19 protein-coding genes, 1 other RNA gene and 1 pseudogene are annotated in these 26,720 nt (G+C 72.5%); 11 read left to right on the plus strand and 10 right to left on the minus strand.

The features are described 5' to 3' along the window. Window positions 1-51: 51 nt before the first annotated feature. Window positions 52-1,500: an MFS transporter gene (locus tag IG88_RS0123485; RefSeq protein WP_031044556.1), complete on the plus strand. Its 1,449-nt coding sequence runs from the start codon at window positions 52-54 to the stop codon at window positions 1,498-1,500. A 275-nt stretch (window positions 1,501-1,775) separates the two neighbouring features. Here the strand turns inward: IG88_RS0123485 and IG88_RS0123490 are convergent, their stop codons facing one another. From IG88_RS0123490 to IG88_RS0123505, 4 genes are read right to left on the minus strand one after another with little or no spacing between them, the layout of a single operon-like run. Further along, entirely contained in the window at window positions 1,776-2,411 is a 636-nt protein-coding gene (locus IG88_RS0123490; protein ID WP_031044558.1) for a response regulator transcription factor, read from the minus strand. Window positions 2,412-2,429: 18 nt separating this feature from the next. Beyond that, window positions 2,430-3,650, minus strand: coding sequence for a sensor histidine kinase (locus IG88_RS0123495; protein ID WP_031044561.1), 1,221 nt, complete (start codon window positions 3,648-3,650; stop codon window positions 2,430-2,432). A gap of 38 nt (window positions 3,651-3,688) precedes the next feature. Continuing rightward, window positions 3,689-4,405 carry an ABC transporter permease gene (locus tag IG88_RS0123500; RefSeq protein WP_031044564.1) on the minus strand — a complete coding sequence of 239 codons (717 nt, stop codon included), beginning with the start codon at window positions 4,403-4,405 and terminating at the stop codon, window positions 3,689-3,691. Continuing rightward, the gene (locus IG88_RS0123505; RefSeq protein WP_031044567.1) at window positions 4,402-5,334 is read right to left on the minus strand and encodes an ABC transporter ATP-binding protein; all 933 of its coding nucleotides are present in this window, start codon (window positions 5,332-5,334) and stop codon (window positions 4,402-4,404) included. Before IG88_RS0123505 ends, IG88_RS0123500 begins: the two co-directional genes overlap by 4 nt. Before the next feature lie 180 nt (window positions 5,335-5,514). Here IG88_RS0123505 and IG88_RS0123510 point away from each other — a divergent pair, with 180 nt between their 5' ends. Further along, window positions 5,515-6,399, plus strand: a complete 885-nt coding sequence (locus tag IG88_RS0123510) for a MaoC/PaaZ C-terminal domain-containing protein (protein WP_031044571.1) — start codon at window positions 5,515-5,517, stop codon at window positions 6,397-6,399. A gap of 125 nt (window positions 6,400-6,524) precedes the next feature. Here the strand turns inward: IG88_RS0123510 and IG88_RS42770 are convergent, their stop codons facing one another. Further along, on the minus strand, window positions 6,525-6,692 hold the full coding sequence (locus IG88_RS42770) for a hypothetical protein (protein WP_037836491.1): 168 nt from the start codon (window positions 6,690-6,692) through the stop codon (window positions 6,525-6,527). Between the two features lie 97 nt (window positions 6,693-6,789). Further along, window positions 6,790-8,082: a hypothetical protein gene (locus tag IG88_RS0123520; RefSeq protein ID WP_031044573.1), complete on the minus strand. Its 1,293-nt coding sequence runs from the start codon at window positions 8,080-8,082 to the stop codon at window positions 6,790-6,792. A gap of 234 nt (window positions 8,083-8,316) precedes the next feature. Here IG88_RS0123520 and IG88_RS0123525 point away from each other — a divergent pair, with 234 nt between their 5' ends. Genes IG88_RS0123525 through IG88_RS0123535 form a run of 3 tightly spaced genes read left to right on the plus strand, consistent with a single transcriptional unit; the run spans window position 8,317 to window position 11,407 of the window. Continuing rightward, window positions 8,317-9,174, plus strand: coding sequence for a Nif3-like dinuclear metal center hexameric protein (locus IG88_RS0123525; RefSeq protein ID WP_031044576.1), 858 nt, complete (start codon window positions 8,317-8,319; stop codon window positions 9,172-9,174). Further along, on the plus strand, window positions 9,171-9,914 hold the full coding sequence (locus IG88_RS38920) for a zinc ribbon domain-containing protein (protein WP_037836493.1): 744 nt from the start codon (window positions 9,171-9,173) through the stop codon (window positions 9,912-9,914). Before IG88_RS0123525 ends, IG88_RS38920 begins: the two co-directional genes overlap by 4 nt. A gap of 11 nt (window positions 9,915-9,925) precedes the next feature. Next, window positions 9,926-11,407 (plus strand): bifunctional RNase H/acid phosphatase, encoded by a 1,482-nt coding sequence (locus IG88_RS0123535; RefSeq protein WP_031044582.1) that lies wholly within the window; start codon window positions 9,926-9,928, stop codon window positions 11,405-11,407. Here IG88_RS0123535 and eda read toward each other — a convergent pair. Both eda and yaaA read right to left on the minus strand, forming a co-directional pair. Next, window positions 11,382-12,041 (minus strand): bifunctional 4-hydroxy-2-oxoglutarate aldolase/2-dehydro-3-deoxy-phosphogluconate aldolase, encoded by a 660-nt coding sequence (gene eda, locus IG88_RS0123540; RefSeq protein ID WP_031044586.1) that lies wholly within the window; start codon window positions 12,039-12,041, stop codon window positions 11,382-11,384. The genes IG88_RS0123535 and eda overlap by 26 nt on opposite strands. Before the next feature lie 70 nt (window positions 12,042-12,111). Then, complete coding sequence (yaaA, locus tag IG88_RS0123545) at window positions 12,112-12,894, minus strand: peroxide stress protein YaaA (protein WP_031044588.1); 783 nt, start codon at window positions 12,892-12,894, stop codon at window positions 12,112-12,114. Window positions 12,895-13,126: 232 nt separating this feature from the next. On the opposite strand from yaaA, the gene IG88_RS0123550 reads away from it, so the two are divergent. From IG88_RS0123550 to IG88_RS0123575, 6 genes and pseudogenes are all read left to right on the plus strand, one after another. After that, window positions 13,127-13,963 carry an AraC family transcriptional regulator gene (locus tag IG88_RS0123550; RefSeq protein WP_031044590.1) on the plus strand — a complete coding sequence of 279 codons (837 nt, stop codon included), beginning with the start codon at window positions 13,127-13,129 and terminating at the stop codon, window positions 13,961-13,963. An 82-nt stretch (window positions 13,964-14,045) separates the two neighbouring features. Then, a pseudogene (locus IG88_RS45315) lies at window positions 14,046-14,810 on the plus strand (DMT family transporter); the annotation flags it as partial. Between the two features lie 70 nt (window positions 14,811-14,880). Next, window positions 14,881-15,282: RNase P RNA component class A (rnpB, locus tag IG88_RS40300), an RNA gene on the plus strand. A gap of 345 nt (window positions 15,283-15,627) precedes the next feature. Next, window positions 15,628-16,845 carry a serine/threonine-protein kinase gene (locus IG88_RS0123560; protein ID WP_234332254.1) on the plus strand — a complete coding sequence of 406 codons (1,218 nt, stop codon included), beginning with the start codon at window positions 15,628-15,630 and terminating at the stop codon, window positions 16,843-16,845. Window positions 16,846-17,130: 285 nt separating this feature from the next. Next, on the plus strand, window positions 17,131-20,052 hold the full coding sequence (locus IG88_RS0123570) for an SNF2-related protein (protein ID WP_031044607.1): 2,922 nt from the start codon (window positions 17,131-17,133) through the stop codon (window positions 20,050-20,052). A 51-nt stretch (window positions 20,053-20,103) separates the two neighbouring features. Beyond that, window positions 20,104-25,515, plus strand: a complete 5,412-nt coding sequence (locus IG88_RS0123575) for a hypothetical protein (protein ID WP_031044609.1) — start codon at window positions 20,104-20,106, stop codon at window positions 25,513-25,515. 64 nt (window positions 25,516-25,579) lie between these two features. Here the strand turns inward: IG88_RS0123575 and IG88_RS0123580 are convergent, their stop codons facing one another. Together IG88_RS0123580 and IG88_RS0123585 are read right to left on the minus strand one after the other, a co-directional pair. Then, on the minus strand, window positions 25,580-25,786 hold the full coding sequence (locus tag IG88_RS0123580; protein ID WP_031044612.1) for a DUF397 domain-containing protein: 207 nt from the start codon (window positions 25,784-25,786) through the stop codon (window positions 25,580-25,582). Continuing rightward, the gene (locus tag IG88_RS0123585) at window positions 25,783-26,610 is read right to left on the minus strand and encodes a helix-turn-helix domain-containing protein (RefSeq protein WP_031044614.1); all 828 of its coding nucleotides are present in this window, start codon (window positions 26,608-26,610) and stop codon (window positions 25,783-25,785) included. Before IG88_RS0123585 ends, IG88_RS0123580 begins: the two co-directional genes overlap by 4 nt. Window positions 26,611-26,720 lie beyond the last annotated feature (110 nt).

Here is a 26,720-nt window from a genome sequence, read left to right on the forward strand (position 1 = left end):
GGGACCAAAAACCGATGCAAGGGGCGCACCCGGCTTGAGACCATGACACCCATGCTCGAAGCCACCGGCTCCACCTCCCCCTCCGCGCCCGCCGACGCCCGCCGCATATCCCCGCGCCGCACGCCGCCGACCTGGCTGGTCGTGGCGCTCGCCTGCGCCGGACAGTTCCTCGTCGTGCTCGACGTGTCCGTCGTCAACGTCGCCCTGCCGTCGATGCGCACCGACCTCGGGCTGAGCGCCCAGGGCCTCCAGTGGGTCGTCAACGCCTACGCCATCGCCTTCGCCGGGTTCATGCTGCTCGGCGGGCGGGCCGGCGACCTGTACGGGCGCAAGCGGATGTTCCTCGTCGGGCTCGGACTCTTCACACTGGCCTCGCTGGGCGGCGGACTCGCCCAGGAGGGCTGGCAGTTGCTGGCCGCGCGGGCCGCGCAGGGTCTCGGCGCGGCCGTGCTCGCCCCCTCGACGCTGACGCTCCTGACCGCCGCGGTGCCGGAGGGTGCGGCCCGGGCCCGCGCGATCGCGACCTGGACCGCCGTGGGCGCGGGCGGCGGTGCCGCGGGCGGTCTGGTGGGCGGCGCCCTGGTGGACGGGCTGTCCTGGCGCTGGGTACTGCTGATCAACGTCCCGGTGGGCGCGGTCGTGCTGGCCGGCGCCGTGCTGTGGCTGACCGAGAGCCGGGGCGGTCCGCGCCGCCGCCTCGACCTGCCGGGCGCCCTGCTGGTGACCGCCGGACTCGCCGCGCTGGCCTACGGCATCTCGCAGACCGAGTCCGAGGGGTGGGCGGCGACGGCGACCCTGGTGCCGCTGGTCGCCGGTCTCGCGCTGCTCGGCCTCTTCCTCCTCGTCGAGGCGCGCACCGCCTCGCCGCTGATGCCGCTCGCCCTGCTGCGGCTGCGGTCGGTGGCGTCGGCGAACGTGGCGATGCTGGTGTCCGGCTCGTCGATGTTCTCGATGTGGTTCTTCATGACCCTGTACGCGCAGAACGTCCTGGGCTACTCCCCGTTGGAGGCCGGCGTCGCCCTGGTGCCCAGCTCCCTCGCGGTCGTCCTCGGCTCCAAGGCGGCCCCGCGGTTCCTGCCGGTGCTCGGCGCCCGGAACGTGGCGGTGCTCGGCACGCTCGTCGCGGCGGTCGGCTTCGGCTGGCAGTCGACGATGACCGCGGACGGCGGCTACCTCACCGCCATCATGATCCCCGGCGTGCTGATGATGCTGGGCGCGGGCATCGCGGCGACCCCGCTGGCCTCACTGGCCATCTCCGGCGCCGCTCCCGGGGACGCCGGCCTGGTCTCCGGGCTCATCAACACCTCGCGGACGATGGGCGGTTCGCTGGGACTCGCGGTGATGTCGACGCTCGCCGCGTCGCGCTCCGGCGGCGAGGACGCGGGGCCGGCGGCACTGACGGACGGCTACGCGCTGGTGTTCCGCACGGCGGCGGGGGTGCTGGTGGCCGCGGCGGTACTGATGTGGGCGTGGCTGCCGAAGGCGCGCGGGAGGGACTGAGCGCGCGGGGGGTCCACCCCGAGGGCGCGCCTCACGGGGCCACGCCGCCGCGTGCGGTGGGCGGTTGCGTCGCGAGGTGCAAGCAGGGCCGCCGGTCTGCGGTTGCATCGGGGGGCGATGCGGGTGTGGCTTCGCTGCGGGGTGTGGCCCGGGTGTGGCTTCGCGGTGGGGCGTGGTTCGGGTGGGGCGTCGCCTGAGGGCGTGTGCTGCCCCGGCGGTCCGCGTACGGGGCGTCAGCTCGGTGCCCCGCCCAGCCCCGCCCAGCCCAGGGCCCGTCAGACCCACCCCCGCTGTCGGGCCGCGCGCAGTGCCTCCGTGCGGTTGCGGGTGCCGGTCTTGCCGATCGCGGCGGACAGGTAGTTCCGGACCGTCGACTCGGACAGATGCAGCGTCCCGGCGATGTCCGCGACCGTCGCACCGTCCGCCGAGGCCCGCAGCACGTCGCACTCCCGCCCGGTGAGCGGGCTGGGCCCCGCACTGAGCGCCGCCGCGGCGAGCGCCGGGTCGACGACCGTCTCACCGGCCAGCACCCGGCGGATCGCCCCGGCCAGCTCCTCCACCGGGCCGTCCTTCACCAGGAAACCGGCGGCGCCCGCCTCCATGGCCCGCCGGAGGTACCCCGGGCGGCCGAACGTGGTCAGGATCAGCACCCGGCAGCCGGGCACCCGCTCGCGCAGTTCGGCGGCGGCGTCCAGGCCGCTCAGGCCCGGCAGTTCGATGTCGAGCAGGGCGACGTCGGGCCGGTGCGCGAGCGCGGCGGCGACGATCTCGTCCCCGGCCCCCACCTGCGCCACCACCTCGATGTCCGCCTCCATCCCGAGCAGCAGCGCGAGCGCGCCCCGCATCATGCCCTGGTCCTCTGCGAGCAGGACGCGGACGGGGTGAGTGCGGGGCGGCGTCTGGTCGGTCACGGGGCAAGGGTAGGGGGCCTACGCCGGTGCGCCCACCGGCCGTTCCTCCTCCCGCACCGGCAGCTCCGCCGTCACCGAGAAGCCGCCCCGCGGCTCCGCCCCCGCGGTGAGCGAACCGCCCGCCGTGGCGAGACGTTCCGTCAGGCCGGTCAGGCCCGTGCCCGGACCCCGGGTAGGACCTGCCACGCCCGTGCCGTCGTCCGTGACCGTCAGCCGGACCCGGTCCGCACCGCCGAGGACCGCGATCTCGCAGCGGCTCGCCCCGCTGTGCCGTACGACGTTGGTGACCGCCTCCCGCACCACCCACCCCAGCAGCGCCTCGGTCTGCGGCGGCAGCGGCGGGCCCGAGCGGCGGACCACCGCCTCCACGTCGGCCGCGTCCAGTGCCGACCGGGCCCGGTCCAACTCGGTGCCCAGGCTGCCCTCCCGGTAGCCGGTGACCGCCTCGCGGACCTCGGTCAGCGCCTGGCGGCCGACCGACTCGATGTCCGTGATCTGGGTCAGTGCCGCGTCCAGGTCGCGGGGCGCCAGCCGCCGCGCGGCCTCCGACTTGACCACGATCACCGACAGCGTGTGCCCCAGCAGGTCGTGCAGGTCCCGCGAGAACCGCAGCCGCTCCTCCGCCACCGCCCGGGTGGCCAGTTCCTCCCGGGCGGCGCGCAGTTGCCGTACGGCGTCGGACAGGCTCAGGATCGCGGCGGTCACCATCGTCGAGAGGAAGGTCCCGTAGGCGATGTTCAGGCCGTTCCAGCCGTCCTTGACGCCGCCCACCGTGCCCGCTACGACCGCCAGCGACCAGCCCCACCGGCCCAGCCACGGGCCGCGCAGCGCCGCCCCCGCGGCCAGGCCGAGCAACGGGAAGAACAGCAGCCAACTGCCGCCGTACGCCAGCGCCAGCGAACAGGTCACCACCGCCATCGCGGCCAGGGCCAGCCGGGTGCTCAGCGACTCGCGCAGCTCCTTGTGGAAGGAGCGGAAGGCGACGTGGATGTAGAGCGAGTTGAAGACGATCAGCCCCGCGCCGCCGACCCAGGGATTTCCGCTGTTGCCCTGGAAGATGTTGGCGAGACTGCCCAGGCCCATCAGCAGCCACGGCAGCAGCGTGAAGCCGCTGGGCGCCGGGCCCGTCCGCCGCGGCCGTTCGCCGGGCCCGTCCGGCTCCGGCTCGGACTGCCGTGCGAGCTGCCACGCGTCCAGGCGGTGCGACGTCCTGTGCAGCCGCTCCCGGATCCCGGTCATGGGTGCCGGCTCCCTTCCGATCGGGCGCCCCGGGGCGCTCAGTTGTTTCCCGCGCAGCGGCGGTAGGACAGGACGGCGTACGTACCGAACGCCAGGAGCCACCCCGTCAGCACGAGGATGGCACCCGCGGTGGGCGCGTGCCCCGTGGCGACCGAAGTCCCCAGCTCTGCGAAGCGGTTGGTCGGGGTGTACGCCGACACGGAGCGCAGCCAGTCCGGGAACAGCGCGAGCGGGAACCACAGGCCGCCGAGCACGGCGAGGCCCAGGTTGGCCACCATGTTCGCCACGCCCGTGGTCTGCCCGGTCAGCCGGTAGCCGTTGCCGAGGCCGAGCAGCGTGAAGGGCACCGATCCGAGCCAGAGCAGCAGCGCCAGCGCCGCCCACTGCCAGGCGTGCAGCCGTACGCCGTTGACCAGGCCGCCCGCGCCGAGTACCGCCGTGATCGCGGGCAGCACCGTGACGGAGGCGGTCAGGGCGCGGCCCACGACCACCTGGTGCGGGGGCATCGGCGTCACCCTGAGCTGCCGCAGCCAGCCGATCCCCCGGTCCTCGGCGACCCCGCCGCCGGTGTTCAGGGCCGAGCCGACCGCACCGTAGGCGGCCATGCCGACCATCGCGCCCGTCTTCCACTCGCCCGGGTCGCCCCCGAGGTTGGTGAACAGCAGGTACATCAGGACCGGCACGGCGACGCCGCCGACGACGAAGCCGGGATCGCGCAGCGTACGGCGCGTCTCCAGCACCAGGTAGTCCCTCATCGCACAGTCTCCTTCCGCGTGGCCGGGGCCGGCACCGCGCTCGTCAGGGCCAGGAACGCGTCGTCCAGGGACGCGGGAGCGACCTCCAGGCCGCGTATCGCGCCGAGTTCGGCGAGGGCGGTCACCGTCGCGTCGGAGTCCTCGGTGCGCAGCAGCGCGCGGTCCCCGCGCACCTCCACCGAACGGACCCCCGGCAGCAGCGTCAGGCCGTCGGTGGACCGGCCTGCCAGGTCGAAGGAGACGCGGCTGCCGCCCGCCGCCCGGCGCAGTTCGTCCCCGGTGCCGTCCGCGACGACGCGCCCCCGGTCGACGACGAGGATCCGGTCGGCGTGCGCGTCGGCCTCCTCCAGGTAGTGCGTGGAGAAGAGGACCGTGCTGCCGCGCCGGGTGTAGGCCCGCATCGACTCCCAGAAGGCGTGCCGCGCCTCCACGTCGAGGGCCGCCGTCGGCTCGTCCAGGACCAGCAGGTCGGGACGGCCGGCCAGCGCGAGGGCGAAGCGCACCCGCTGGACCTGGCCGCCGGAGAGCCGGTCCACGCGCCGCCCGGCCAGCGCGGCGATCCCCGCCAGCTCCAGGGCCTGCCCGACGGGCATCGGCGCCGGGTACCGGCCGGCCACGAAGGCGACCAGCTCGCCCACGGTGACCCGGGGAACCGCCCGTGCCTCCTGGAGCATGGCCCCCACCCGGCCGGCGCGCACGGCGGGTTCCGGAGGGCCGCCGAACAGCTCCACCTTGCCCGCGTCGGGCGGGCACAGGCCGAGCAGCAGGGCGATCGTCGTCGACTTGCCCGCGCCGTTGCGGCCGAGCAGCGCGACGGTCTCCCCGCGCTCGATGCGCAGGTCCACGCCGTCGACGGCGCGGACGTCGCCGTACGCCTTGGCCGCTCCCGTGAAGGAGACGGCGGGAACGGTGCCCTCTGTCGGTGTCATGCCCGTGACGCTACGGAGCCGGCGGGCACCGGCGGCAGATGCGGTTGTCCGGAGTTCGGGAGGACAAATGTCACGGGTGGCGGGCGTCCCGTACGGTGACCTGGACCGGCAGGGACCGACAGGGACCAGCAGGGAAGAGCAAAGACCGGCAGGGAACAGCAGGTACGAGCGGGGAGAGCCATGCCCATCGACGCCGCCGGGGCGCTCACCGCCGCGCCCCGGGTCCGTGAGATCGCCTGGGACCACAAGGACGTCCAGCTCTACCACCTCGGCATCGGCGCCGGCCGGCCCGCCACCGACCCCCGCGAGCTGCGCTACACCCTGGAGTCCCGGCTGCGCGTCCTGCCGAGCTTCGCGACGGTGGCCGGGGGCGGCGTCCCCGGGGTGATCGGCGCGCTGTCGACGCCCGGCGTCGACGTCGACCTCGCCCGCGTCCTGCACGGCGGACAGCGGCTGCGCCTGCACCGGCCCGTTCCGGTGCGGGGCCGGGCGAGCGCGGCCTCGCGCGTGGTCGCCGTGCACGACAAGGGCACCGCCGCCGTCCTCGTCCTGCGCACCGAGGTCACCGACGCGGACGGGCCGCTGTGGACCGAGGAGGCCGAGGCGTTCGTCCGCGGGGAAGGCGGCTGGGGCGGCGAACGGGGCCCCTCCGCCCGCCCCTCGGCCCCGCCCGCCGAGCCGCCGGACCACGTCGTCGAACGGGCCGTGCGCGAGGACCAGGCCCTGCTCTACCGCCTCAGCGGCGACTTCAACCCCCTGCACGCCGACCCGGAGTTCGCCGCGCGCGCCGGTTTCGAGCGGCCCGTCCTGCACGGGCTGTGCACCTACGGCGCCACGCTCAAGGCCGTCGTGGACACGCTGCTGGACGGCGACGTGACCCGGGTGCGCGCGTACGGCACGCGGTTCGCCGGGGTGGTGTACCCGGGGGAGACACTGCGGGTGCGGATGTGGCGGGCGGCCGGTGCCGGGAGCGGGACGGGGAGCGGGGAGGCGCGGGTGGCGGTGAGTGCCGTCGAGCGGGGTGACGCGCCCGTCCTCGCCGACACGGTCGTCCGGTACGGGTGACCGGCGGGCGCACGGGGGTACGACAACGGCCCCGTCCGCCGGATGCGACGAACGGGGCCGGAGCCGCTTGCTCTTGTGTGTGCCTGTGCCCGCGGCCGGTGCCGGGGGCTCGGCCGGTCGTGCCGTCAGGCGGCCGTCTCGGACTCCTCGGCGGGCTTGCGGTGGCGGCCCTGCGGGGTCGCCTCGCCCCCCTGGCTGGAGACCGGTCCGCGGTGCTTGCCGTGGCCGGCGTCGATCTCGGAAACGTCGGCACCGGCGGCCTGGATCGGCTGGGTCGTGCTGGCGTCGTTCATCGGAAGGAATTCACCCCGTCAACATGATCTTTCCTACAGCCGGGCGAGTGTAACCGGCACACCTCGGGACGGATCCAGACGGCCACGCCAACCGGCACTAGTTCGTTACAAGCCGTGCCAGCGGAGCCTGTTGCAGCGGTACGGGACGTGACCGGGCGGGACCGGAAGGGTCCGCTGTGCCGGATGCGCCGGATACGGCGGAGGCGCCCGATGCATTCGATTCAGCAGGTCCGCCCGACTCATCCGGTTCCACCCGGTCGGGAACGCCGTCGCCCTCGGCCTCCGCCCCGGCCCCCGCCCCCGCAAAATCCCCGGACGGCTCGCCGCCCGCCGCCCGCGCGCCGGGTTCCCGCGGCTCCGGCGCGAGCAGCCGCGCCACCCCGCACGGCGACCCGGGTGTGGAGCACGGCAGCCGCAGCTCCCCGTCCGGCGTCCACAGCCCGGCACCCGCCAGCCATCCCTCGGGCGCCGGAAGGTGCCGCACCTGCCGTTCGGCGGGCCGCCACACGCCGACCCATCTGCCGAACGCGCCGTCCACGCGCAGCGCCACCGCGCACCGTTCCGGGGTCAGCACCTGCCCCGGCTGGACGGCGAACGGCGTCACGACGCAGTCCGGCAGCCGCAGGCACTCCGGGAAGCGCACCGGCAGCGTGCTGCCCAGCACGCCCCAGCCGATCCGCTCCCGCCCGGGCGAAGGGGCGTCCGAGCCGATCAGCACCAGCCCGCTGTCCGGGTCGGCCAGCAGGAGCCGGTCGTCGCTGTCCGGGGCGATCTGCAGCAACGGGGACACCTCGCCGTCCCGCTCCAGGTCGACCACGACCGCCTTGGTGCGCCCGCCGGTCTCCCGGTCCACCGCCAGCATCCGGCCCGCCCGGTCCAGCCAGACCCCGCCCGAGCAGCGGCCGGGGATCTCCGCCACCCGCTCCGGCCCGAACGCCCCGCCCACGACCTGCCACAGCACCGTCGAACGCGGACCGGCCGCCAGGGCGTACGCCCGATCGCCGCCCGGAACCGGCGGCAGCAGCCGCAGCCCCGCGCCGTCCGCCGGGCACTCGACCGCGCCGAGCGGCAGTTCGCCGGTGCCGGGCCCGGTCGGGTACAGCAGCGCGAAGACGTGCCGTCCGGCCGCCACGCGGTGGACCAGGACCCGCCCGTCGCCCATCGGGTGCACCCCGGTGCCGGGCTCCTCGGGCTGGTTGCCCGGCAGCGGTACCGCGTACGGCTCGGGGCCGTCCAGGGTCCAGCGCTCCGGGTACCAGGCCGCCTCGCCGTCCTCCCCGCTCCGGGTGAGACGTGCGGCGTAGGCACCCTCCGCGGTGATGCTGCAGCCCGCCTGCGGGGCCCCGCTGTTCCCGGGGTCCGCCGCAGGCTCGATCGCACAGGCCGTCATCGTTCGGTCACCTCCGGCGACGAAGCTAGTTATCGCACGCACGGGCGGGGGACCGGCAGGGGTCCCCATCACACATACGTGTGTCACAGGAACGATTCGCCTGAGGGAAGGGCACGGTGTGTGCTGTGCGGACCGGGCGGCTCGGCCCGCGCCGGGCGGCCGCCGCAGCGGGGTGCGGCCGCGGGGTGCGGCTGCGGGTACAACGGCGCAGAACCTCCAGGTAGCCTTGCAGGCGTGCCCCGTCTGTCAGAAGTCATCGCCGCGCTGGACAACCTGTGGCCCACCGAGCGGGCCGAGTCCTGGGACGCGGTCGGCACCGTCGTGGGCGACCCCGGCCAGGAGGTCTCCCGGGTGCTGTTCGCGGTGGACCCCGTCCAGGAGATCGTCGACGAGGCGGTGAAGCTGGGCGCCGACCTGCTCGTCACCCACCACCCGCTGTACCTGCGCGGGACGACGACGGTCGCGGCCTCCACCTTCAAGGGCCGCGTGGTGCACACGCTCATCAAGAACGACATCGCCCTGCACGTCGCCCACACCAACGCCGACACCGCCGACCCGGGCGTCTCCGACGCGCTGGCCGGCGCCCTCGATCTCAACGTCGTACGGCCCCTGGTGCCGGACCCGGGCGACCCCGCGGGGCGCCGCGGCCTGGGCCGGGTGTGCGAGCTGCCGCATCCGCTGACCGTCCGCGAGCTGGCCGCCCGCGCCGCCGAGCGGCTGCCCGCCACGGCGCAGGGCATCCGCGTCGCCGGGGACCCGGAGGCGACCGTGCGCACGGTCGCCGTCAGCGGCGGCTCCGGCGACAGCCTCTTCGACCACGTACGGGCGGCGGGCGTCGACGCGTTCCTCACCGCGGACCTCCGCCACCACCCGGCCTCCGAGGCCCGCGCCCACAGTCCCCTCGCGCTGCTCGACGCGGCGCACTGGGCCACCGAGTGGCCCTGGTGCGAGCTGGGCGCGGCCCAGCTCGACGAGATCTCCGACCGCAACGGCTGGGACCTCAGGGTCCACGTCTCCAAGACGGTCACCGACCCCTGGACCGCCCACGCGGCGTCCGCCCCGACCTCTAGCGCAATGGGAGCCCCCAACTGAAAGCCGCGCCCGCCGACCAGATCCGACTCCTCGACGTCCAGGGCCTCGACACGCGGCTCCAGCAGCTCGCGCACAAGCGCCGGTCCCTGCCCGAGCACGCCGAGATCGAGTCGCTGACCAAGGACCACACCCAGGTGCGAGACCTGCTCGTGGCCGCGCAGACCGAGGAGAGCGACTGCGCCCGCGAGCAGACCAAGGCCGAGCAGGACGTGGACCAGGTGCGCCAGCGCGCCGTCCGCGACCAGCAGCGCCTGGACTCCGGCGCCGTCACCTCCCCGAAGGACCTGGAGAACCTCCAGCGCGAGATCGCCTCCCTCGCCAAGCGCCAGGGCGACCTCGAGGACGTCGTCCTGGAGGTCATGGAGCGCCGCGAGTCCGCCCAGGAGCGGGTCGCCGAGCTGACCGAGCGGGTCGGGGCGCTCCAGGGCAAGCTCGACGACGCCACCGCGCGCCGTGACGCGGCCGTCGAGGAGCTGGACGCCGAGGCCGCCTCGGTGACCAAGGAGCGCGAGGTCGTCGCGGGTTCGGTCCCCGACGACCTGCTGAAGCTGTACGACAAGCTGCGCGAGCAGCAGGGCGGCGTCGGCGCGGCCAAGCTGTACCAGCGCAGTTGCCAGGGGTGCCGCCAGGAGCTGGCCATCACCGAGCTGGGCGAGATCCGCGCGGCGGCGCCCGACACGGTCGTCCGCTGCGAGAACTGCCGCCGCATCCTGGTGCGTACGGCAGACTCCGGCCTGTAAGGGGCCGGTTCGTGACCGACCAGGCGGCGCGTCCGGCCGCTCGTCCCGCGCGGGAGTTCGTCGTCGAGGCCGACGGCGGGTCACGGGGCAACCCGGGGCCCGCGGGCTACGGCGCGGTGGTGCTGGACGCGGCGACGGGGGAGACCCTGGTGGAGGCCGCCGAGTACCTCGGGGTCGTCACCAACAACGTCGCCGAGTACCGGGGCCTGCTGGCCGGCCTGCGCGCGGCCAGGGACCTGGACCCGGACGCCCTCGTCCACGTCCGGATGGACTCCAAGCTCGTCGTCGAGCAGATGTCGGGCCGCTGGAAGATCAAGCACCCCGACATGAAGCCCCTGGCGACCGAGGCGACCCGCGTCTTCCCGCCCGGCCGCGTGACGTACGAGTGGATCCCGCGCGCCGACAACAAGCACGCCGACCGCCTGGCCAACGAGGCGATGGACGCGGGCGCGCGGGGCGAACAGTGGTCGGCGTCCGGGTCGACGGCGGAACTGGACACGGGCGGCACGAGCGGCCGTGCGGCCGGTGCCGACGGAAGCGGCGTGGTGCCCGCCAGGGCCGCCGAACGCGCCGGTGCGGCGACGGCCGCCGGTGCCGAGGGCGCCGTGGGGCGGGGTGCCGCCGTGGAATCCGCGGAGGGCGGCCGCCGCACCGGGGACGGGCCGGCCGCGACACCTGCGGGCCCGGCGGGCTCCGCCGAACCCGCCGACGCGACGACCGGCGCGGGCCGTGCGGCCGAGGGTGAGCACCTCGGGCGGGCGGCGCGCAGTGGCGCCCGGGGTGCGGCCGCCGTCGGCGCAACCTCGGCCGACGCCGACGTGCGGGCCGCGAAGGCCGTGGCCTCGCCCGGCTGGGGTCCCCCCGACATGGGTGCCCCCGCCACCTTCGTCCTCCTGCGGCACGGGGAGACGCCGCTCACCCCGCAGAAGCGGTTCTCCGGAAGCGGCGGCAGCGATCCGTCCCTGTCGTCCGTCGGCCGGGAGCAGGCCGAGAAGGTCGCCGCGAGCCTCGCCCGGCGCGGCACGATCGAGGCGGTCGTCGCCTCGCCCCTGGCCCGCACCCGCGAGACCGCCGCCATCGTCGCCGCCCGCCTCGGCCTGGAGGTGGCGGTCGAGGAGGGGCTGCGGGAGACCGACTTCGGCGCCTGGGAGGGGCTGACCTTCGGCGAGGTGCGCGACCGCCACCCCGACGACCTGGACGCCTGGCTGGCCTCCCCGGACGCGGAACCCACCGGCGGCGGTGAGAGCTTCGCGGCGACCGGCGCCCGGATCGCCGCCACCCGCGACCGGCTCGTCGCGGCGTACGCGGGCCGCACGGTCCTGCTGGTCTCCCACGTGACGCCGATCAAGACCTTCGTCCAACTCGCCCTGGGTGCCCCGCCCGAGTCGCTCTTCCGGATGGAACTGTCGGCGGCGTCCCTGTCGGCGGTGGCGTACTACGCGGACGGCGGCGCCAGCGTGCGCCTGTTCAACGAGACGTCCCACCTGCGCTGAGCCCGGCCGCCGCACGGGCGAGCCGCTCCACGCGCGCCCAGTCCCGGTCGGCCACGGCGTCCTTGGGCAGCATCCAACTGCCCCCCACGCAGCCGACGTTGGGAAGGGCCAGGTACTCCGGCGCGGAGGCCGGCGTGATGCCGCCGGTCGGGCAGAAGCGCGCCTGCGGCAAGGGCGCGGAGAGTGCCTTGAGATAGGCGGTGCCGCCCGCCGCCTCCGCCGGGAAGAACTTCATCTCCCGCACCCCGCGCTCCAGCAGCGCCACCACCTCCGAGGTGGTCGACACCCCCGGCAGGAACGGCACCCCGGACCCCCGCATCGCCTCCAGCAGGGCGTCCGTCCACCCCGGGCTGACCAGGAACCGCGCCCCGGCCGCCACGACGTCCGCGACCTGCTCCGCCGTGACGACCGTGCCCGCGCCGACCACCGCGTCCGGCACCTCACCGGCGACGGCCCGGATCGCGTCGAGCGCGACCGGCGTCCGCAGCGTCACCTCGATCGCGGGCAGCCCGCCGGCGACCAGCGCCCTGGCGAGCGGCACGGCGTCTGCGAGGTCGTCGACGACCACGACGGGTACGACGGGCGCGAGATCCAGCACCGAGGCGGCGGGGGAGGAGGGCAGCGGAGAACTCATGCCCTCATCGTGCCGCCGAAACGCACGCTGTGCAATCACCGTTGCAGTGGGTGCAACGGTCGGCTGACGGTCAGTGCACCTCGTCCACGAGCACGTCCAGCGACCACGGCTTCCCGGCCTTCGCGGGCGCCTCGGCCTCCACCGCGTACCCCAGGTCCCGCAGCGCGTCCACCAGCTCCGCCGGACCCCCGGGCGCGGTGCCGGACGCCAGCAGACTCCGTACGATCCGCCCCTTGGTCGCCTTGTTGAAGTGGCTGACCACCTTCCGCGTCGGCGCGTGCAGCACCCGCACGGTCGCCGTCCGCGAGGCGACCTCGCCCTTCGGCTTCCACGCCGCCGCGTACGCCGCCGACCGCAGGTCGAGAACCATCCCGTCCCCGGCCGCCTCCGGCAGCACCTCGGCCATCGGCGCCCGCCAGTACGCGCCCAGTGCCCCGAGGCCGGGCAGCTTCACCCCCATCGAGCACCGGTAGGAGGGGATCCGGTCCGTCACCCGCACGGCACCCCACAGCCCTGAGAAGACCAGCAGCGACCTGGCCGCCCGCCGCTTGGCGGCGGCGTCCAGCGAGGCCAGGTCCAGGGCGTCGTACAGCACTCCGGTGTAGATCTCGCCGGCCGGGCGCGCCCCCGCCGTCAGCAGCTCCGTGTTCTTGGCGACCTCGCCGCGCAGCCCCTCGCTCAGCCCGAGCACCTCGCGCGCCTTCTCCTCGTCTCCGGCGCACAGCTCGACCAGCTCGCCGAGCACGGCCTCCCGGGCCGCGGTCAGCCCCGGCAGGGACAGCGATCCGGTCTTCAGCGGGGCACCCCGGCCGGACGCGGCCTTCCCCTCGGACGGCGGCAGCAGGACAAGCACACGTACTCCTTCGCATCGAGCTGGGTCCCCAGCCCCCGGTCAGGGTACGGCGTCCCCCGCCCGCGCCATCTCGACGGCCCGTACCAGCGCCCGAAGAAGGAGACGCGGGCGACGGGCTCCGCATGGCCTCGGTAGAGACGTTGACGCTGCGGCAGGGTCAAGCGGACGGGCTCCGCGCCTCTGGACACCGCGGGCTTCCTCTGATCGTCTGGGAGGAGGGGGGTGTGCAGCGATGGCGGGCGCGCGTGAACAGGCACGGTGGAGCAGGGCCCGGCTGGGAAGGGGCGGCCCGCCCCTCGATCTCCTCACCGCCCGCTTCGACCGGCACGTCTACGCCCCGCACGCCCACGACGAGTACACGGTCGGCGTCACCGTCGGCGGCCTGGAGGTCATCGCCTACCGGGGCGGCCACATCCACTCGGGGCCGGGCTCCATCGTCGTCCTGGAACCGGGCGAGGTGCACACCGGCGGCCCCGCCGCCCCCGAGGGCTACTCCTATCGAGCCCTGTACGCGGCCCCGAACCTCCTCACCGACGGCACCCGGACGGACACCGCCCTGCCGTACTTCCGCGAGCCCGTCCTCGACGATCCCGAACTCGCCGCCGCCCTGCGCGCCGCGCACACCGACCTGGCCCGCTGCCCCGACCCCCTGGAGGCGGAGTCCCGTCTGCCCTGGCTGCTCACGGCGCTGGCCCGCCGCCACTCCACGGCCCGCGCGGCCGACGACACGGTCCTCGGCGCAGACCGCGTCGCCCGCGTCGTACGCGACCGCCTCGCCGACGAACTCCTCGCGCCGCCGTCCCTCGCGGCACTCGCCACCGACCTCGGCCTGTCCCGCTACCAACTCCTGCGGGCCTTCCGTACGTCGACGGGGATGCCGCCGTACGCCTGGCTCGCCCAGCACCGGGTGGCCAGGGCACGCGGACTCCTCGACGCCGGCCTGCGCCCCGCCGAGGTGGCGGCGCTGGTGGGCTTCGCCGACCAGGCGCACCTGACCCGCTGGTTCCGCCGGGTCCTCGGGGTGACCCCTGCGGCGTACCGCAACAGCGTTCAAGACCGCGCGGGGTGAGGCGGCCGAGACTCCCCGCATGACTGCACGCGGCTGGTTCCTGTTCTCCCTGATGGGAGTGGTCTGGGGCGTCCCCTACCTGATGATCAAGGTGGCGGTGGACGAGGTGTCCCCGTCCGGAGTGGTGTTCGCGCGCTGCGCGCTGGGCGCGGCGCTCCTGCTCCCCTTCGCCCTGCGCAGGGGAGACCTCTTCGGCACCGTACGGCGTCACTGGAAGCCGATGCTGGCCTTCGCCGTGATCGAGATCATCGGCCCCTGGTGGACCCTGACGGACGCCGAACGGCACCTGTCCAGCTCCACCGCCGGGTTGCTGATCGCGGGCGTGCCGATCGTCGGCGTGCTCCTGGCCCGCTTCTTCGGCGCCGGGGAACGGGTCGGTGCCCGCCGGATCACCGGACTCGGCCTCGGCCTCGGGGGCGTCGCCGTCCTCACCGTGCCGCACCTCACCGGCGGCGACGCCCGCTCGCTGGCCGAGGTGCTGGTGACCGTCGTCGGGTACGCCACCGCCCCTCTGATCGCCGCCCGCCACCTCAAGGACGTCCCCACCCTCCAGCTCATCACCCCCTGCCTGACCCTGGCCGCCGTCGTCTACGCCCCCGCGGCCTTCCTGACCCGACCCACCACCCTCCCCTCCGGCGAGGCCCTGGCGGCCCTGTCCGGACTCGGTGTCGTCTGCACCGCGATCGCCTTCGTGGCCTTCCTGGAGCTGATCAAGGAGGTCGGCCCGGTCCGCGCCGGCGTCATCACCTACGTCAACCCGGCGGTCGCCGTCGCCGCGGGCGCCCTGCTCCTGGACGAGGACCTGACTCTCGGCGTCGGCGTCGCCTTCACCCTGATCCTGGCCGGCTCGGTCCTCGCGACGGCCGCCGCCGGTCCGGGGCGGGAGGTCCGCCGGGTACCATGGTCGGCACGGCAGACGAGCCGGGCGGGCGGCCGCGTGGAGTCCCTCACGGGACTCCCCGAGGAACGTCCGGGCTCCACAGGGCAGGGTGATGGCTAACGGCCACCCGGGGTGACCCGCGGGACAGTGCCACAGAAAGCAGACCGCCGGAGGCTTCGGCCCCCGGTAAGGGTGAAACGGTGGTGTAAGAGACCACCAGTGCCCAGGGCGACCTGGGCAGCTAGGTAAACCCCACCCGGAGCAAGGTCAAGAGGGGGCACTCCGGTGCCCCTGCGCGGACGATCGAGGGCTGCCCGCCCGAGTCCGCGGGTAGACCGCTGGAGGCCGGTGGCAACGCCGGTCCTAGATGGATGGCCGTCGCCGGAAGGCCCGCGAGGACCTCCCGGAACAGAACCCGGCGTACAGCCCGACTCGTCTGCCGCTTAGGGCTTCTGACCAGTAGAAACGGAGGCAGAGGCCTTTTCTCCGTGTAGGTGGGTCTCGCTGGACCCTGGTCCGCACTGGTTCAAACGGGATCGTGCGTCGACGTACGTAGCCACGAAGGTAGCCATGCCTTGCGGCGTTGGCGAGTCCGGGAACCGTGGAGGGCGCCTGCCTGCCCCAGGGCCTTCTACGGCGGAGCGAACGGCGTGTTGACTCCTTCCAGCTACCCAGGTGTTCTCCAGGTTCTGGAGGCGTCCTCGGATTGGACGTCGCCTCATTGGGATCGTTGGGTAGTCTGCACCGCGTGGCGTGATGTACCGGCGGGGAGAGCTACGGCCGCATGAACAATGCGCGGGTCGCGCGCCAGACGTTGAGGGGGAGCGAGGACGCCGTGGAACCGCTGAGGAGTGACGACCCCACTCACATCGGGGGCTTTACGCTGCGCGGCCATATCGGCTCCGGCGGTATGGGCCGGGTGTACCTCGGTGAGTCACCCGCCGGACAGCAGGTCGCCGTCAAGGTCATCAAGGCGTCCGTTCTGGACACCGAGACCCGCAGCAGGTTCGTCCTCGAGGTGGAGAACCTCAGGAAGGTCTTCGGTCCCCGGGTCGCCGCCTTCGCAGGTGCCGACCCGCTCGCCGACCAGCCCTGGCTCGCCGTCGACTACGTCCCGGGCCCCGACCTCCTGCACCACGTCCGTGACCACGGCACGCTCCCGCTCGTCGAGACCGCGAGCCTCGGCGCGCTGCTCGCCGAGGGACTCACCTCCGTCCACCAGGCGCAGCTCCTGCACCGGGACCTCAAGCCGCAGAACATCCTGCTCGGCCCCGACGGCCCCAAGGTGATCGACTTCGGACTCGCGGTGCTCGCGGAACGCCGTACGACACTGACCGCGACGGGTGTCGTGGTGGGTAGCGTTCTGTGCATGCCGCCCGAGCAGGCGGAGGGCACTCACCAACTGACCCCAGCGGCGGACGTGTACGCCCTCGGCGTGGTGCTGCTCTTCGCCGCCACCGGCCACTACCCGTACGACGGTGACAACTGGCTCGCGGTCGCGGCCCGGATCGGCGATCCGCAGCAGGCCCCGGACCTGACAGGGCTGCCTACGGAACTGACGCCCGTCGTGTCCTCGATGCTCGCCTTCGACCCGACCGACCGACCTTCCCTCACGGACGTCACGGGCGCACTGGTGGCCGTCCTCAACGGTTCCGGCGTCTCCGCCCGGCAGGCCCGGCAACGGCTGATCGCACGGACGGCACCGCATGCCGACGGCCGACTGGTGCCGCCTCCGGGACCGATCGCCGAGTATGTGTCCACGGTCGTCGACCCGGTCGCGCCGCCCGCGGAGCAACAGCCGGGCACCGACGACGCAGACGTTCCGGCGAAGGCCAATGTCCACCTCCCGCCACCGCCGACCCCGCGCCCCGTCGTGGCGCGGCCCCGGACGCCCCGCGGCCGGACCCCGGACGCCGCCACGGCCCACGACGTCGCCGAGGCCCTGCGCTCCGCCTATGCCAAGGAGGCCGCCTTCGTTCCGGCCCGTGGTGGAGGCCGCTGACCACCGGTCACCCAAGGCCGGGCGGAGCCGCTGCGGCTCGGCAGTAGCCGTGAAGGGGAGCGGGGGCGGCGTCGGTATGTGGCTGCGCCACGCGGGCACGACCAGCCCCGACGGCGCCGCCGACGAGCGACGACACACCACGGCCCCGCGGCACAGCCGAGTGTTGGCGGTCGGCCGGGCGCCCGGTTCCCGCAGCGACCTGCACGGTCAGCTTCCGCCGTGGAAGACTTGCGCGGTATTCGACCACTTCCCGTACGACAGTGCGCAGGACGCGGAGGCAGCAGCGTGACCCACCAGCCGGACGTCTCGGAGTCCAGGTTCCCGCCGGGGGCCCAGATCCTCGTACGGGACGAGGAGTGGCTGGTGAAGAACGTCACCCCGAGCCGGGACGGCGCCAAGATCGAGGCGGTTGGGGTCTCGGAGTTCGTCCGCGACGAGACGGCCGTTTTCTTCACCGAGATCGAGCGTCTGGCCGGTGACGAGGTCCGGCTTCTCGACCCGGAGGACACCGAGCTGGTCGAGGACCCCACCGACCACTTCCGCCGCAGCCGACTCTTCCTCGAAGCCCTGCTGCGTAAGACGCCGCTCCCACAGACCGAGCGCGGCCTGGCGCTCGCCGACCGCTTCCTCGTCGACCCACTCAGCTACCAGCAGCGCCCCGCCGAACTGGCTCTCTCCCTCGCCAACCTGCGCCCCCGTCTGCTCATCGCCGACGTCGTCGGCCTCGGCAAGACCCTGGAGATCGGTCTCACCCTGGCCGAGCTGATCCGCCGCGGCCGGGGCGAGCGCATCCTCGTCGTCACCCCGCAGCATGTCCTGGAGCAGTTCCAGCACGAGCTGTGGACCCGTTTCTCCATCCCGCTGATCCGCCTCGACTCGGTCGGTATCCAGCGCATCCAGCGGGAGATCCCGGCCGGCCGCAACCCCTTCACCCACTACAAGCGGGTCATCGTCTCCGTCGACACCCTCAAGAACATCGGCCAGTACCGCCACCACCTGGAGAAGATCCACTGGGACGCGGTGGTCATCGACGAGTCCCACAACCTCATCAACCGCGGCAGCCAGCGCAACGCCCTCGCCCGCGTCCTCGCCCCCAACACCGACGCCCTGCTGCTGGCCAGCGCCACCCCGCACAACGGCGACGGGAAGTCCTTCGCCGAGCTGATCAGCCTCCTCGACCCGGCGGCGATCGCCGACCCGAACGACTACGACGCCGAGAACGACCTCGGTCACCTCTTCATCCGCCGTACGAAGGTCCACCCCGAGGTGCGCGACCAGATCGGCAAGGAGTGGGCCGACCGCGATCCCACCGTCTCCGTGCCCTGCACCGCGACCGACGCCGAGGAGCGGATCTTCGCGGAGCTCACCGAGCACTGGATCCCGGCGCCGGACACCTCCACCGAGTTCGGCACCGCGACGTCCGGCCGTACGGCGCTCACGGAGGACCGCCTCTTCCCGTACACGCTCCTGAAGGCCTTCCTCTCCTCCCACCGCGCGCTCGCCAAGACCGTCACCACCCGCAGGAACACCCTGACCGACAAGGCGGCGAAGACGGCCCCCGGCACCCCGGCGGCCGCCCGCATCGCCACCGAACTCCAAGCCCTGGAGCGCCTGTTCGCGCTGACGTCGGCGATCGGGGAGTCCGGCGCGCCAGGCGACTCCGCCAAGCTCGACGCGCTCGTGGAGCAGCTCACCGACATCGGTGTCCGGCCCGGCTCGGCCACCCGGGTCGTCGTCTTCTCCGAACGCGTCGAGACGCTGAAGTGGCTCGCCAAGGTCGTCCCCGGCCGCCTCGGCTTCACCGAGCAGCAGGCGCGGCAGGCGGTGAAGGTCATGCACGGCGGCCTGTCGGACAAGGAGCAGATGGCCGTCGTGGAGGCCTTCGGTCTCGCCCACGACCCCGTCCGCATCCTGTTCACCGGCGATGTGGCCTCCGAAGGCGTCAACCTGCACCGCCAGTGCCACGACCTCGTGCACTACGACATCCCCTGGTCGCTGATCCGCATCGAGCAGCGCAACGGCCGCATCGACCGCTACGGCCAGAAGCACAACCCCCGTTTCCGCGCGCTGATCCTGCACTCCGAGACCGAGGGCGCCAAGGACGACCGTACGGTCGCCGAGAAGCTGCTCAAGCGCGAGGAGGAGGCCTACCGCCTCGACGGCACCGCGGAGGCGGTCACCGGCCTCTACCGGGCCGAGGAGGAGGAACGACGCCTGATCAAGGATCTCCTCGCCGGCCGCACGGTCGAGGAGTCCCTCGCCGCCTCACCCACCCCCGGCGACCCGCTGACCGCGCTCTTCACCCAGCCGTCCGTCCTGCCCGAGCACCGCCCCGTGCCCAAGGCGCAGGTCCCGTCGCTGTTCGGCGGCGACACGGAGGCGTTCGTACGGGCGGCCCTCGACGAGGTCTACGACGAGCACCCGCACGACGCCCTCGACCTCTCCGAGCACCGTCACACCGGACCGCGCGGCGAACCGGCCCCGTACCTGAGCCTCGCCACCGCCAAGGCCCCCGACCTCCTCCACCGCCTCGACATCCTGCCCCCCGACTACCTGCGGGAGCAGAAGCTGAAGGAGCGCCTCCTCGTCACCTTCGACCGCGGTCTCGGACAGCACAGCCTGGACGAGGCCCGCGGCAAGTCCGGATCCAGCTGGCCCGCCATCGGCTACCTCACCGACATCCATCCCTTGGTGGAGTGGCTGGTGGACAAGGTCCTCGTCCAGCTCGGCCGCCAGCAGGCACCGGTCCTCCTCACGCCCGGAGCGCCCGGCCCGACCTTCCTCGTCCAGGGCATCTACTCCAACAAACTGGGCCGTCCCACGGTCGTGGAGTGGATGGCCGTCCGCGGCCTGCCCGACGCCCCCGAGGTGGTGCCGATGCCGGACGCCCTGGCGGAGGCGGGCGTGGGCCCCGACATGGCCAACCCGGCCCCGCCCCGCGACCTCCCCGCCCTCCAGGCCCTGGTCCCGGCCGCCGTAGCGGCGGCCCGGGAGCACCTGGAGGAGCGCAAGGACGCCTGGACCCAGCAGATCAGCGCCCAGCTCGACGACTACCGCGCCCGCCTCGGCCGCTGGCAGCAGCAGTCCCTCCTGCCCGGCCGGATCGTCGCGGACACCATCCGCCACCAGACGGAACTGGCGGACAAGCTCTCCGCCACCGGCCGCCCCCTGCTGCGGGTCCTGGCCGTCCTCGACCGCGACGCCTGACCGGCACCAGCCCCACTCCCTTCGAAGCCACCCGCAGAAACGGTCCTCGACGTGACGTACGACTCGCTGGTCAACCACGGCGACTACTTCTCCGCCCACTACCTCGCCGAGGTCCTCCCGAAGGACCTCAAAGCGAAGGACGGACTGCTCGCCCGCTGGGCCGAACACGAGGCCGAGGAGAACAAGAAGCCGGCGGACGAGCCCCGCACCCTCACTCCCCGCCAGGGCCTACGGGCCCTGCGCACCCCGTACTTCGCCGACCGCGCCTTCCTCGCCGACCGCGCCCAGGCCGAGATCGACGCCCCCGAGGACGAGTCGGGCTGGCGCACGCACGACGACCCGCGCTGGATCAAGACCGTCGCCGAACTTCACGACCGCGTTCTGCGGGCACTCGGTTACACCCCCACTCCGGCGACCCTCACCGTCGAACGAGCGGGCCGCACCTACGACATCGAGGTCGCCCACGCCGAACCCGGCCTGGTCGCGATCGCCTGCGGCTGGGCCGCCGAACCGGACGCCGCCCGCGACCCGGCGGGCCCCGGCCGTCTCCTGCACCCGGTCGACATCCCGCAGGGTGAGCCGCTGACCGACGCCGACACCCTGGTCCGCTTCCTCTTCGCCGCCGACGAACCGCCCCGCTACGTCCTGATCCTGGTCGGCGGTGTCGTCGTCCTCGCCGACCGCACCGCTTGGAGCGAGGGCCGCTACCTCGCCGTCAGCCTTGACTCCGCGCTGGAACGCCGGGACGACCGCCCCGGCGGCGAACTCGACACCATCGCCGCCCTGTTCGGCGCGGACTCGCTCCGCGTCCCGGAGACCGGCGGCACGAACCCGCTCGACGACCTCGTCTCCAAGTCGGGCAAACACGCCGTCGGCGTCTCCACGGAGCTCCGCGAGGGCCTCAAGGACTCGGTCGAACTCATCGCCCAGGCCGTCCTGGACCGACTGGCCGAGCCCGGACAGGGAGTGACGGCGGCCGACCTCGACGACCCGCAGCGCCTCGCCCGCCGCCTGACCCGCGAGTCCCTGCGCTACCTGTACCGGATCCTGTTCCTGCTGTACGCCGAGGCCCGCCCGGAGCTGGGCATCCTCCCCTCGGACTACCCCGAGTACGGCGCGGGTTACGGCCTCCAGCGCCTCGGCGACCTGGCCGTCCGCGACCTCGTCGGCCCCACGGCCCGCGACGGCTTCCACCTCTACCAGTCGATCGACCTGCTCACCCGCATGGTCAACAAGGGCCACCGCCCGTACGGCACCGAGGAGGAGGACCGGGCGGCGGACGCGGCGGACCGCGAGGCGGAGGCGGCGGAGGCAGCCGAACTCGCTGCGCCGGGCGGCGATCTGACGGAGGCGCAACTCGCCCTGCGCGCTCGCCGATTCGAGCGGGAACGGCGGGCCCGGCGCAGCGAGGACGTGGGCCTGCGCTTCGAGCCGTTGCGGTCGGACCTGTTCGAGCCGGGCGCGATCCGGCTGATCGGCCCGAAGGTCCCCAACCCCCTGTACGACGAGGACGACCCGTCCGCCGGACCGGAGTTCTTCGACACCCGGCTGCGCAACGCCACCCTCCACAAGGTGCTGCGCCGACTGATGCTCACCAAGGGCCGCAAGGGTGAGCGGGGCGGCTTCATCTCCTACGCCCAGCTCGGCATCAACCAGCTCGGTGCCGTGTACGAGGGCCTGATGTCCTACACCGGCTTCATCGCACGCGAGACGCTGTTCGAGGTCGCCAAGGGCGGCGACGCGTCGAAGGGCAGCTGGATGATCCCGGAGTCCCGGGCCAACGACTACCCGAACGAGGTGTTCGTCCAGCGGGTGAACGACGACACGGGCTTGACGGAGCGGGCCGAGTACCCGCCGGGTTCGTTCGTCTACCGGCTGGCGGGCCGCGACCGCGAGAACACGGCCTCTTACTACACCCCGGAGTCCCTCACCCAGGTCACGGTCGAGCTGGCCCTGAAACACCGCCTCGACCAGAACGGCGAGGTGACGTCGGCGCGCGAGCTGTTGGGCTGGAAGATCTGCGAGCCCGCCCTCGGCTCGGGCGCGTTCCTCAACGAGGCCATCAACCAGGTCGCCGCCGAGTACCTGAAACGGCGCCAGGACGAGACCGGCGTGCAGATCCAGCCCGACCAGAGGCTGGCCGAACTGCAGAAGGTCAAGGCCTACGTCGCCCTGCACAACGCGTACGGCGTCGACCTCAACGCGACGGCGGTGGAGCTGGCCGAGGTCTCGCTCTGGCTCAACACCATGCACCCCGGGATGCAGGCGCCGTGGTTCGGTCTGCATCTGCGGCGCGGTAACTCGCTGGTCGGCGCGGGGCGGAAGATCTACGACAAGGACGCACTGGGCAAGGGCAAGTGGCTGTCGAAGAAGGACACGCTCGCTCCCAAGGAACTCCCGTTCAGGAACGGCGAGTTGCCCGAAGGTGCGGTCCATCACTTCCTGCTGCCCGCGCTGGGATGGGGCGCGGTGGTCGGGGACGCCAAGTCCAAGAAGATCGCCGAGGAACTGGACAAGGCGGCCGTCCAGCGGATGGAGAAGTGGCGGTCGGGCATCCAGCGCGCGCCGAAGACAGTGACGCAGCGGCGACGGCTCCAAGGGGTCGCGCGGCGGGCTGAGTTCCTGTGGAAGCTGGTGGTCGAGCGGCTGAACCAGTCCGAGCGGGAGATCTCGCGCGAGATCGACGTCTGGGGCGCGGACTGGCTGGACCATCCCGAGCACGCGGTACCGAAGGAGGTTGTGTACGGCGACCTCACGCGGCCGGGGACGCCGTACTGGCGGCTCAAGACGGTCATGGACGTGTGGTGTGCGCTGTGGTTCTGGCCGTTGGACCGGGTGGGAGAGCTGGTCGGTCCGGAGGTCGTGCCCTACGACGGTGGTGGCGACGCCGAGGGTGAGGAGCGGGCGTCGGAGTCGGAGGAGGCGCCGGTGGTGGAGGCGAGCACCGGACCGGCGCCCGGGGATCAGCTCTGGGTGAAGGACAGCCTCTTCGACGACGGGCTTCCTCAGCAGCTGGATATGGGGGAGGCCGCTTCCGGGACCGACGCGGAGGACAAGAAGCCTGCGCGGAAGAAGACGCCCGCCAAGCCGAAGGGGCGGCGTGAGGTCATTCCCCTCGCGACGCTGGACGACTGGATCGACTTCCTGGAGTGCGCGCTCGGGGTGAAGGACGTGCCGGCGGATTCCCTGGTGGCCGACTTCGGGGATCTGGAGGCGCTGCGGGAGTACGAGGTGAAGCTCGACGGATTCATGGGGATGGACTCGCCGTTCCGGTTGAAGGCGCGGTTCCCGTGGTTGGACACGGTGGAGGACGTGGCCGGGAGTGAGGACCGGGATGACGTCGGTGCGGACGGGGGGATGGGGTTCTTCCACTGGGAGTTGCAGTTCGCGCATGTCTTCGCCGGGGAGGCCGGTGGGTTTGATGTGCAGGTGGGGAATCCGCCGTGGGTGCGGCCGGAGTGGAAGGAGGATCCCGTTCTCGCCGAGCGTGATCCGTGGTTCATGCTCACGGAGAAGCCGAGTGCGGCCGTTCGGAGGGCACGGGTTGCTGAGCTGTTCAAGGGCCCCGGGGCGCGGGCCTACTTCCTGAACGAACTCGTCGCCACTATCGGCGTGTCGAGCCAGCTCGCATCACCGGTCGTCTACCCCGTGCTCGCTGGAACCCGCCCTGACCTGTACCGCGCGTTCATGTGCCAGACCTGGACCCATGCCGGACGTAACGGGACGATCGGTCTCATCCACCCGGACACACACTTCAGCGGCGACAGGGACGGGCTACTGCGGGCTGCTGCCTACAAGCGCCTGCGCGTGCACGGCGACTTCGTGAACGCGGGAAACCGCTTCTTTCCGCCGCCGGTCGGCCGGTCCAGCCACTTTGGCGTGCACGTGTACGGGCCTGAGGGGGAGATCGGGTTCGATCATCTGTCGTGGCTGTTCTCCGTGGATGCGTTGAGGCTGTCCGCGCAGCATGATGGTTCTGGGCCCGATCCGGGTGTTCGGTATGGGGACACATGGGACGAGCGGGCGCACAGGAAGCGGCTCATTCGGGTGCACCGGGAGACGTTGGCGCAGTGGCAGCGATTGACTGGGGATGAAGAGCAACCAGTTGAGCAGGGGAGGCTGTTGTCGCCGGTGAGTGTGGCGGAGGGGGAGGCCATTCGAGCGCTTGCGGACTATCCGCTGCGGTTGGGTTCGCTGAAGCCGATGATCTCCTCGGGCTACAACGAGACGTTCGCCAAGAGGGACGGCTTGATCGACTACAACCTCCCGACGGAGAATGGCTCGGTTTTCCTGCCAGAGAAGTGGGACGACGTCATCCTCAGGGGACCACAACTCGGTCTCGCCAACCCGCTGTTCAAACAGCCCAGTCAGGGTGGAGGCAATTGGCTCGGCCTCAACCACGTAGTGATTCCCGACGATGCAGTCCCAGAGACGGAGTACGTGCGCGTCACGACGCGAGAGAAGTACGCTGAAGAGCAGGACCAGTGGCTCGACAGGCATGGGTTGGCGCAGCTGCGGGCGTCGGATACGGCGGCTGCCGAGGCAAGGCGTGTGTTGGCCGAGGCGCGCAGGGTGCCGGAGGACGAGATCGATGCTGATGATGTCGATCGGTACTTTGTGCGGGAGGCCACTCGGGCGTACACCAAGTTCTACCGGGTCGCGTGGCGCCGTCAGATCGCGCCTGACACAGAGCGTGCGTTGTATGCGGCGCTGATTCCGCCAGGGGCCGCACACATCCACATGGTGCACAGTCTCGCAATGGGAGACAACCGGTTGACCGTCCTGGTCGCGGGTTTCTGGTCAGGGCTCCCCGTGGACTACTTCGTGCGTACGACAGGCAGGGGCGATCTCCAAGTCGTCGGTGCGCGACTACTACCTGCTCCGGAGCCGAACCATCCGCTGGCGTCGGCCCTGCTGCTGCGCACGCTACGGCTCAACTGCCTGACTTCCGCCTACGCGTCGCTTTGGTCTGAGCTCTATGACCCGACTTGGACCGCGTATGAGCCGTGGGCCCGCACGTGGCCCATGCTCCAGCCTTTGCACGAGGTTGGTCCGCAGTGGACGCGTGCGACCCCCTTGCGCACCGAACGAGCCCGCCGTGCAGCGTTGGTGGAGTTGGACGCCTTGGTGGCCGTATGGCTCGGGGTGGATGCCGACTCCCTCGTCGCTATGTACAAGGCCCGCTTCCCGATCATGCAGGACTTTGACGCAGTGACCTGGTTCGACGCCAGCGAGCGCCGCATTGCAGGCCACCGTTACACCTACGGCCACGGCCAGACCAAGGAGCACTACGTACAACTTCGCGCCCACCTCGACGGCGAACGCAAGGACCCGCCGGACGGCTACACGGCGCCCTTCTACAAGGCGAACCGCGAGGCCGAGATGCGAGAGGCGCACGCCTACTTCTCGGCGCGGCTTCAGGAGGCTATCGACCTGGGCAAGTGGACCCCGCCGTCCACTTGACCGGGATACGCCGACGCCCCGCGCCCGGTACGGAACCGGATGCGGGGCGTCAGCATGTCGTACGTCAGTGATCGGCGGCGTACGAAACGAAGGCGGCCCACTGTTGCGCGCCGAAGGCGAGCTGAGGGCTCTGTGCACACTTGGAGTCCCGTACGTGGAAGGTCCCCGGAGTGCAAGCGACCTCGACGCAGGCAGCTCCGTCGGGATTGCTGTGGCTGCTCTTGAACCACTCCAGGTCGGTGCCGTCACCGGCCAAGGGCTTGAGGCTCATGTCTCTCCAAGCAGTTTCTCGATGTAGGCCAGCGACTGTCGTGGGGTGAGGGCCTGCGCTCGGATGATCCCATAGCGCAGTTCGAGGACCTGGACCTCCCTGCGGTCCGAGATCAGTCGGCTGACGAGCTGGATGTCGCTGTGCCCCACGGTGGTGCCCTCCTTCAGCCGCAGCAGATGGAAGGGGCCGTCGAGACCGGCGTTGTCCTCGCTGTCCATGGGCAGCACCTGGATCTCCACGTTCCGCATCTGCCCGACCTCCAACAGCCGTTCGAGCTGTCGGCGCAATACCATCTTGCCTCCGACCGGCCGACGCAGGGCAGCCTCATCATGGACGAAGTTGAAGGCGGGAGCCATCCCGTTTCCGTCGATGATCCCTTGCCGAGCCAGCCGCGCAGCGACAAGCCGCTCCACCTCCTCCTCCGAGAACGCCGGCCGCCGCGACCCGAACACCGCCTTCAGATACTCCTCGGTCTGCAAGAGCCCGTTGACGACGGAGTTGTCGTAGGCGCAGATCTCAACCGCCTCCCCCTCCAACTTCGCTAGATCCCGAACCTTCTTCGGATGCCGAGCCTCCTCCACCTCCTTCTTCAACCCGGCGATCAACCCACCCGCGTCCAACACCCGATCCGCCGCGTCCAGGAACTTCGCACTCGGCGCCCGCCGCCCCCGCTCCACCGAGGACACCTGCTCCTCGCTGTACCCGATGGCCGCCCCCAACTCGGCCTGCGTGAGCCCCTTCCGCTCCCGGCACGTCTTGAGCATCTTGCCCACCGTCCGCAGTACCGCCGCCGACTCCTCGTCGTCGGCGCCGTACGGCTCCATCCCGTCACCGTTCTGCTGCGACCCCTGCCCCGTCACACCCACGCCCGGACACCTCCACGTGCCGCCCGTACCCAACTCCCCGCCGGCGCGCCGCGTAACGCCACACCGCC

Source organism: Streptomyces sp. NRRL F-5650 (genome assembly GCF_000721365.1).
GTDB classification, from domain to species: Bacteria; Actinomycetota; Actinomycetes; order Streptomycetales; family Streptomycetaceae; genus Streptomyces; species Streptomyces ardesiacus.

Coding starts and splice junctions, on each gene's coding strand:
- IG88_RS0123485 (WP_031044556.1), top strand. CDS start 52: ATGCTCGAAGCCACCGGCTCCACCTCCCCCTCCGCGCCCGCCGACGCC.
- IG88_RS0123495 (WP_031044561.1), bottom strand. CDS start 3,650: ATGACCGGGATCCGGGAGCGGCTGCACAGGACGTCGCACCGCCTGGAC.
- IG88_RS0123500 (WP_031044564.1), bottom strand. CDS start 4,405: ATGAGGGACTACCTGGTGCTGGAGACGCGCCGTACGCTGCGCGATCCC.
- IG88_RS0123505 (WP_031044567.1), bottom strand. CDS start 5,334: ATGACACCGACAGAGGGCACCGTTCCCGCCGTCTCCTTCACGGGAGCG.
- IG88_RS0123510 (WP_031044571.1), top strand. CDS start 5,515: ATGCCCATCGACGCCGCCGGGGCGCTCACCGCCGCGCCCCGGGTCCGT.
- IG88_RS42770 (WP_037836491.1), bottom strand. CDS start 6,692: ATGAACGACGCCAGCACGACCCAGCCGATCCAGGCCGCCGGTGCCGAC.
- IG88_RS0123520 (WP_031044573.1), bottom strand. CDS start 8,082: ATGACGGCCTGTGCGATCGAGCCTGCGGCGGACCCCGGGAACAGCGGG.
- eda (WP_031044586.1), bottom strand. CDS start 12,041: ATGAGTTCTCCGCTGCCCTCCTCCCCCGCCGCCTCGGTGCTGGATCTC.
- IG88_RS0123550 (WP_031044590.1), top strand. CDS start 13,127: ATGGCGGGCGCGCGTGAACAGGCACGGTGGAGCAGGGCCCGGCTGGGA.
- IG88_RS0123560 (WP_234332254.1), top strand. CDS start 15,628: ATGAACAATGCGCGGGTCGCGCGCCAGACGTTGAGGGGGAGCGAGGAC.
- IG88_RS0123580 (WP_031044612.1), bottom strand. CDS start 25,786: ATGAGCCTCAAGCCCTTGGCCGGTGACGGCACCGACCTGGAGTGGTTC.
- IG88_RS0123585 (WP_031044614.1), bottom strand. CDS start 26,610: ATGGAGCCGTACGGCGCCGACGACGAGGAGTCGGCGGCGGTACTGCGG.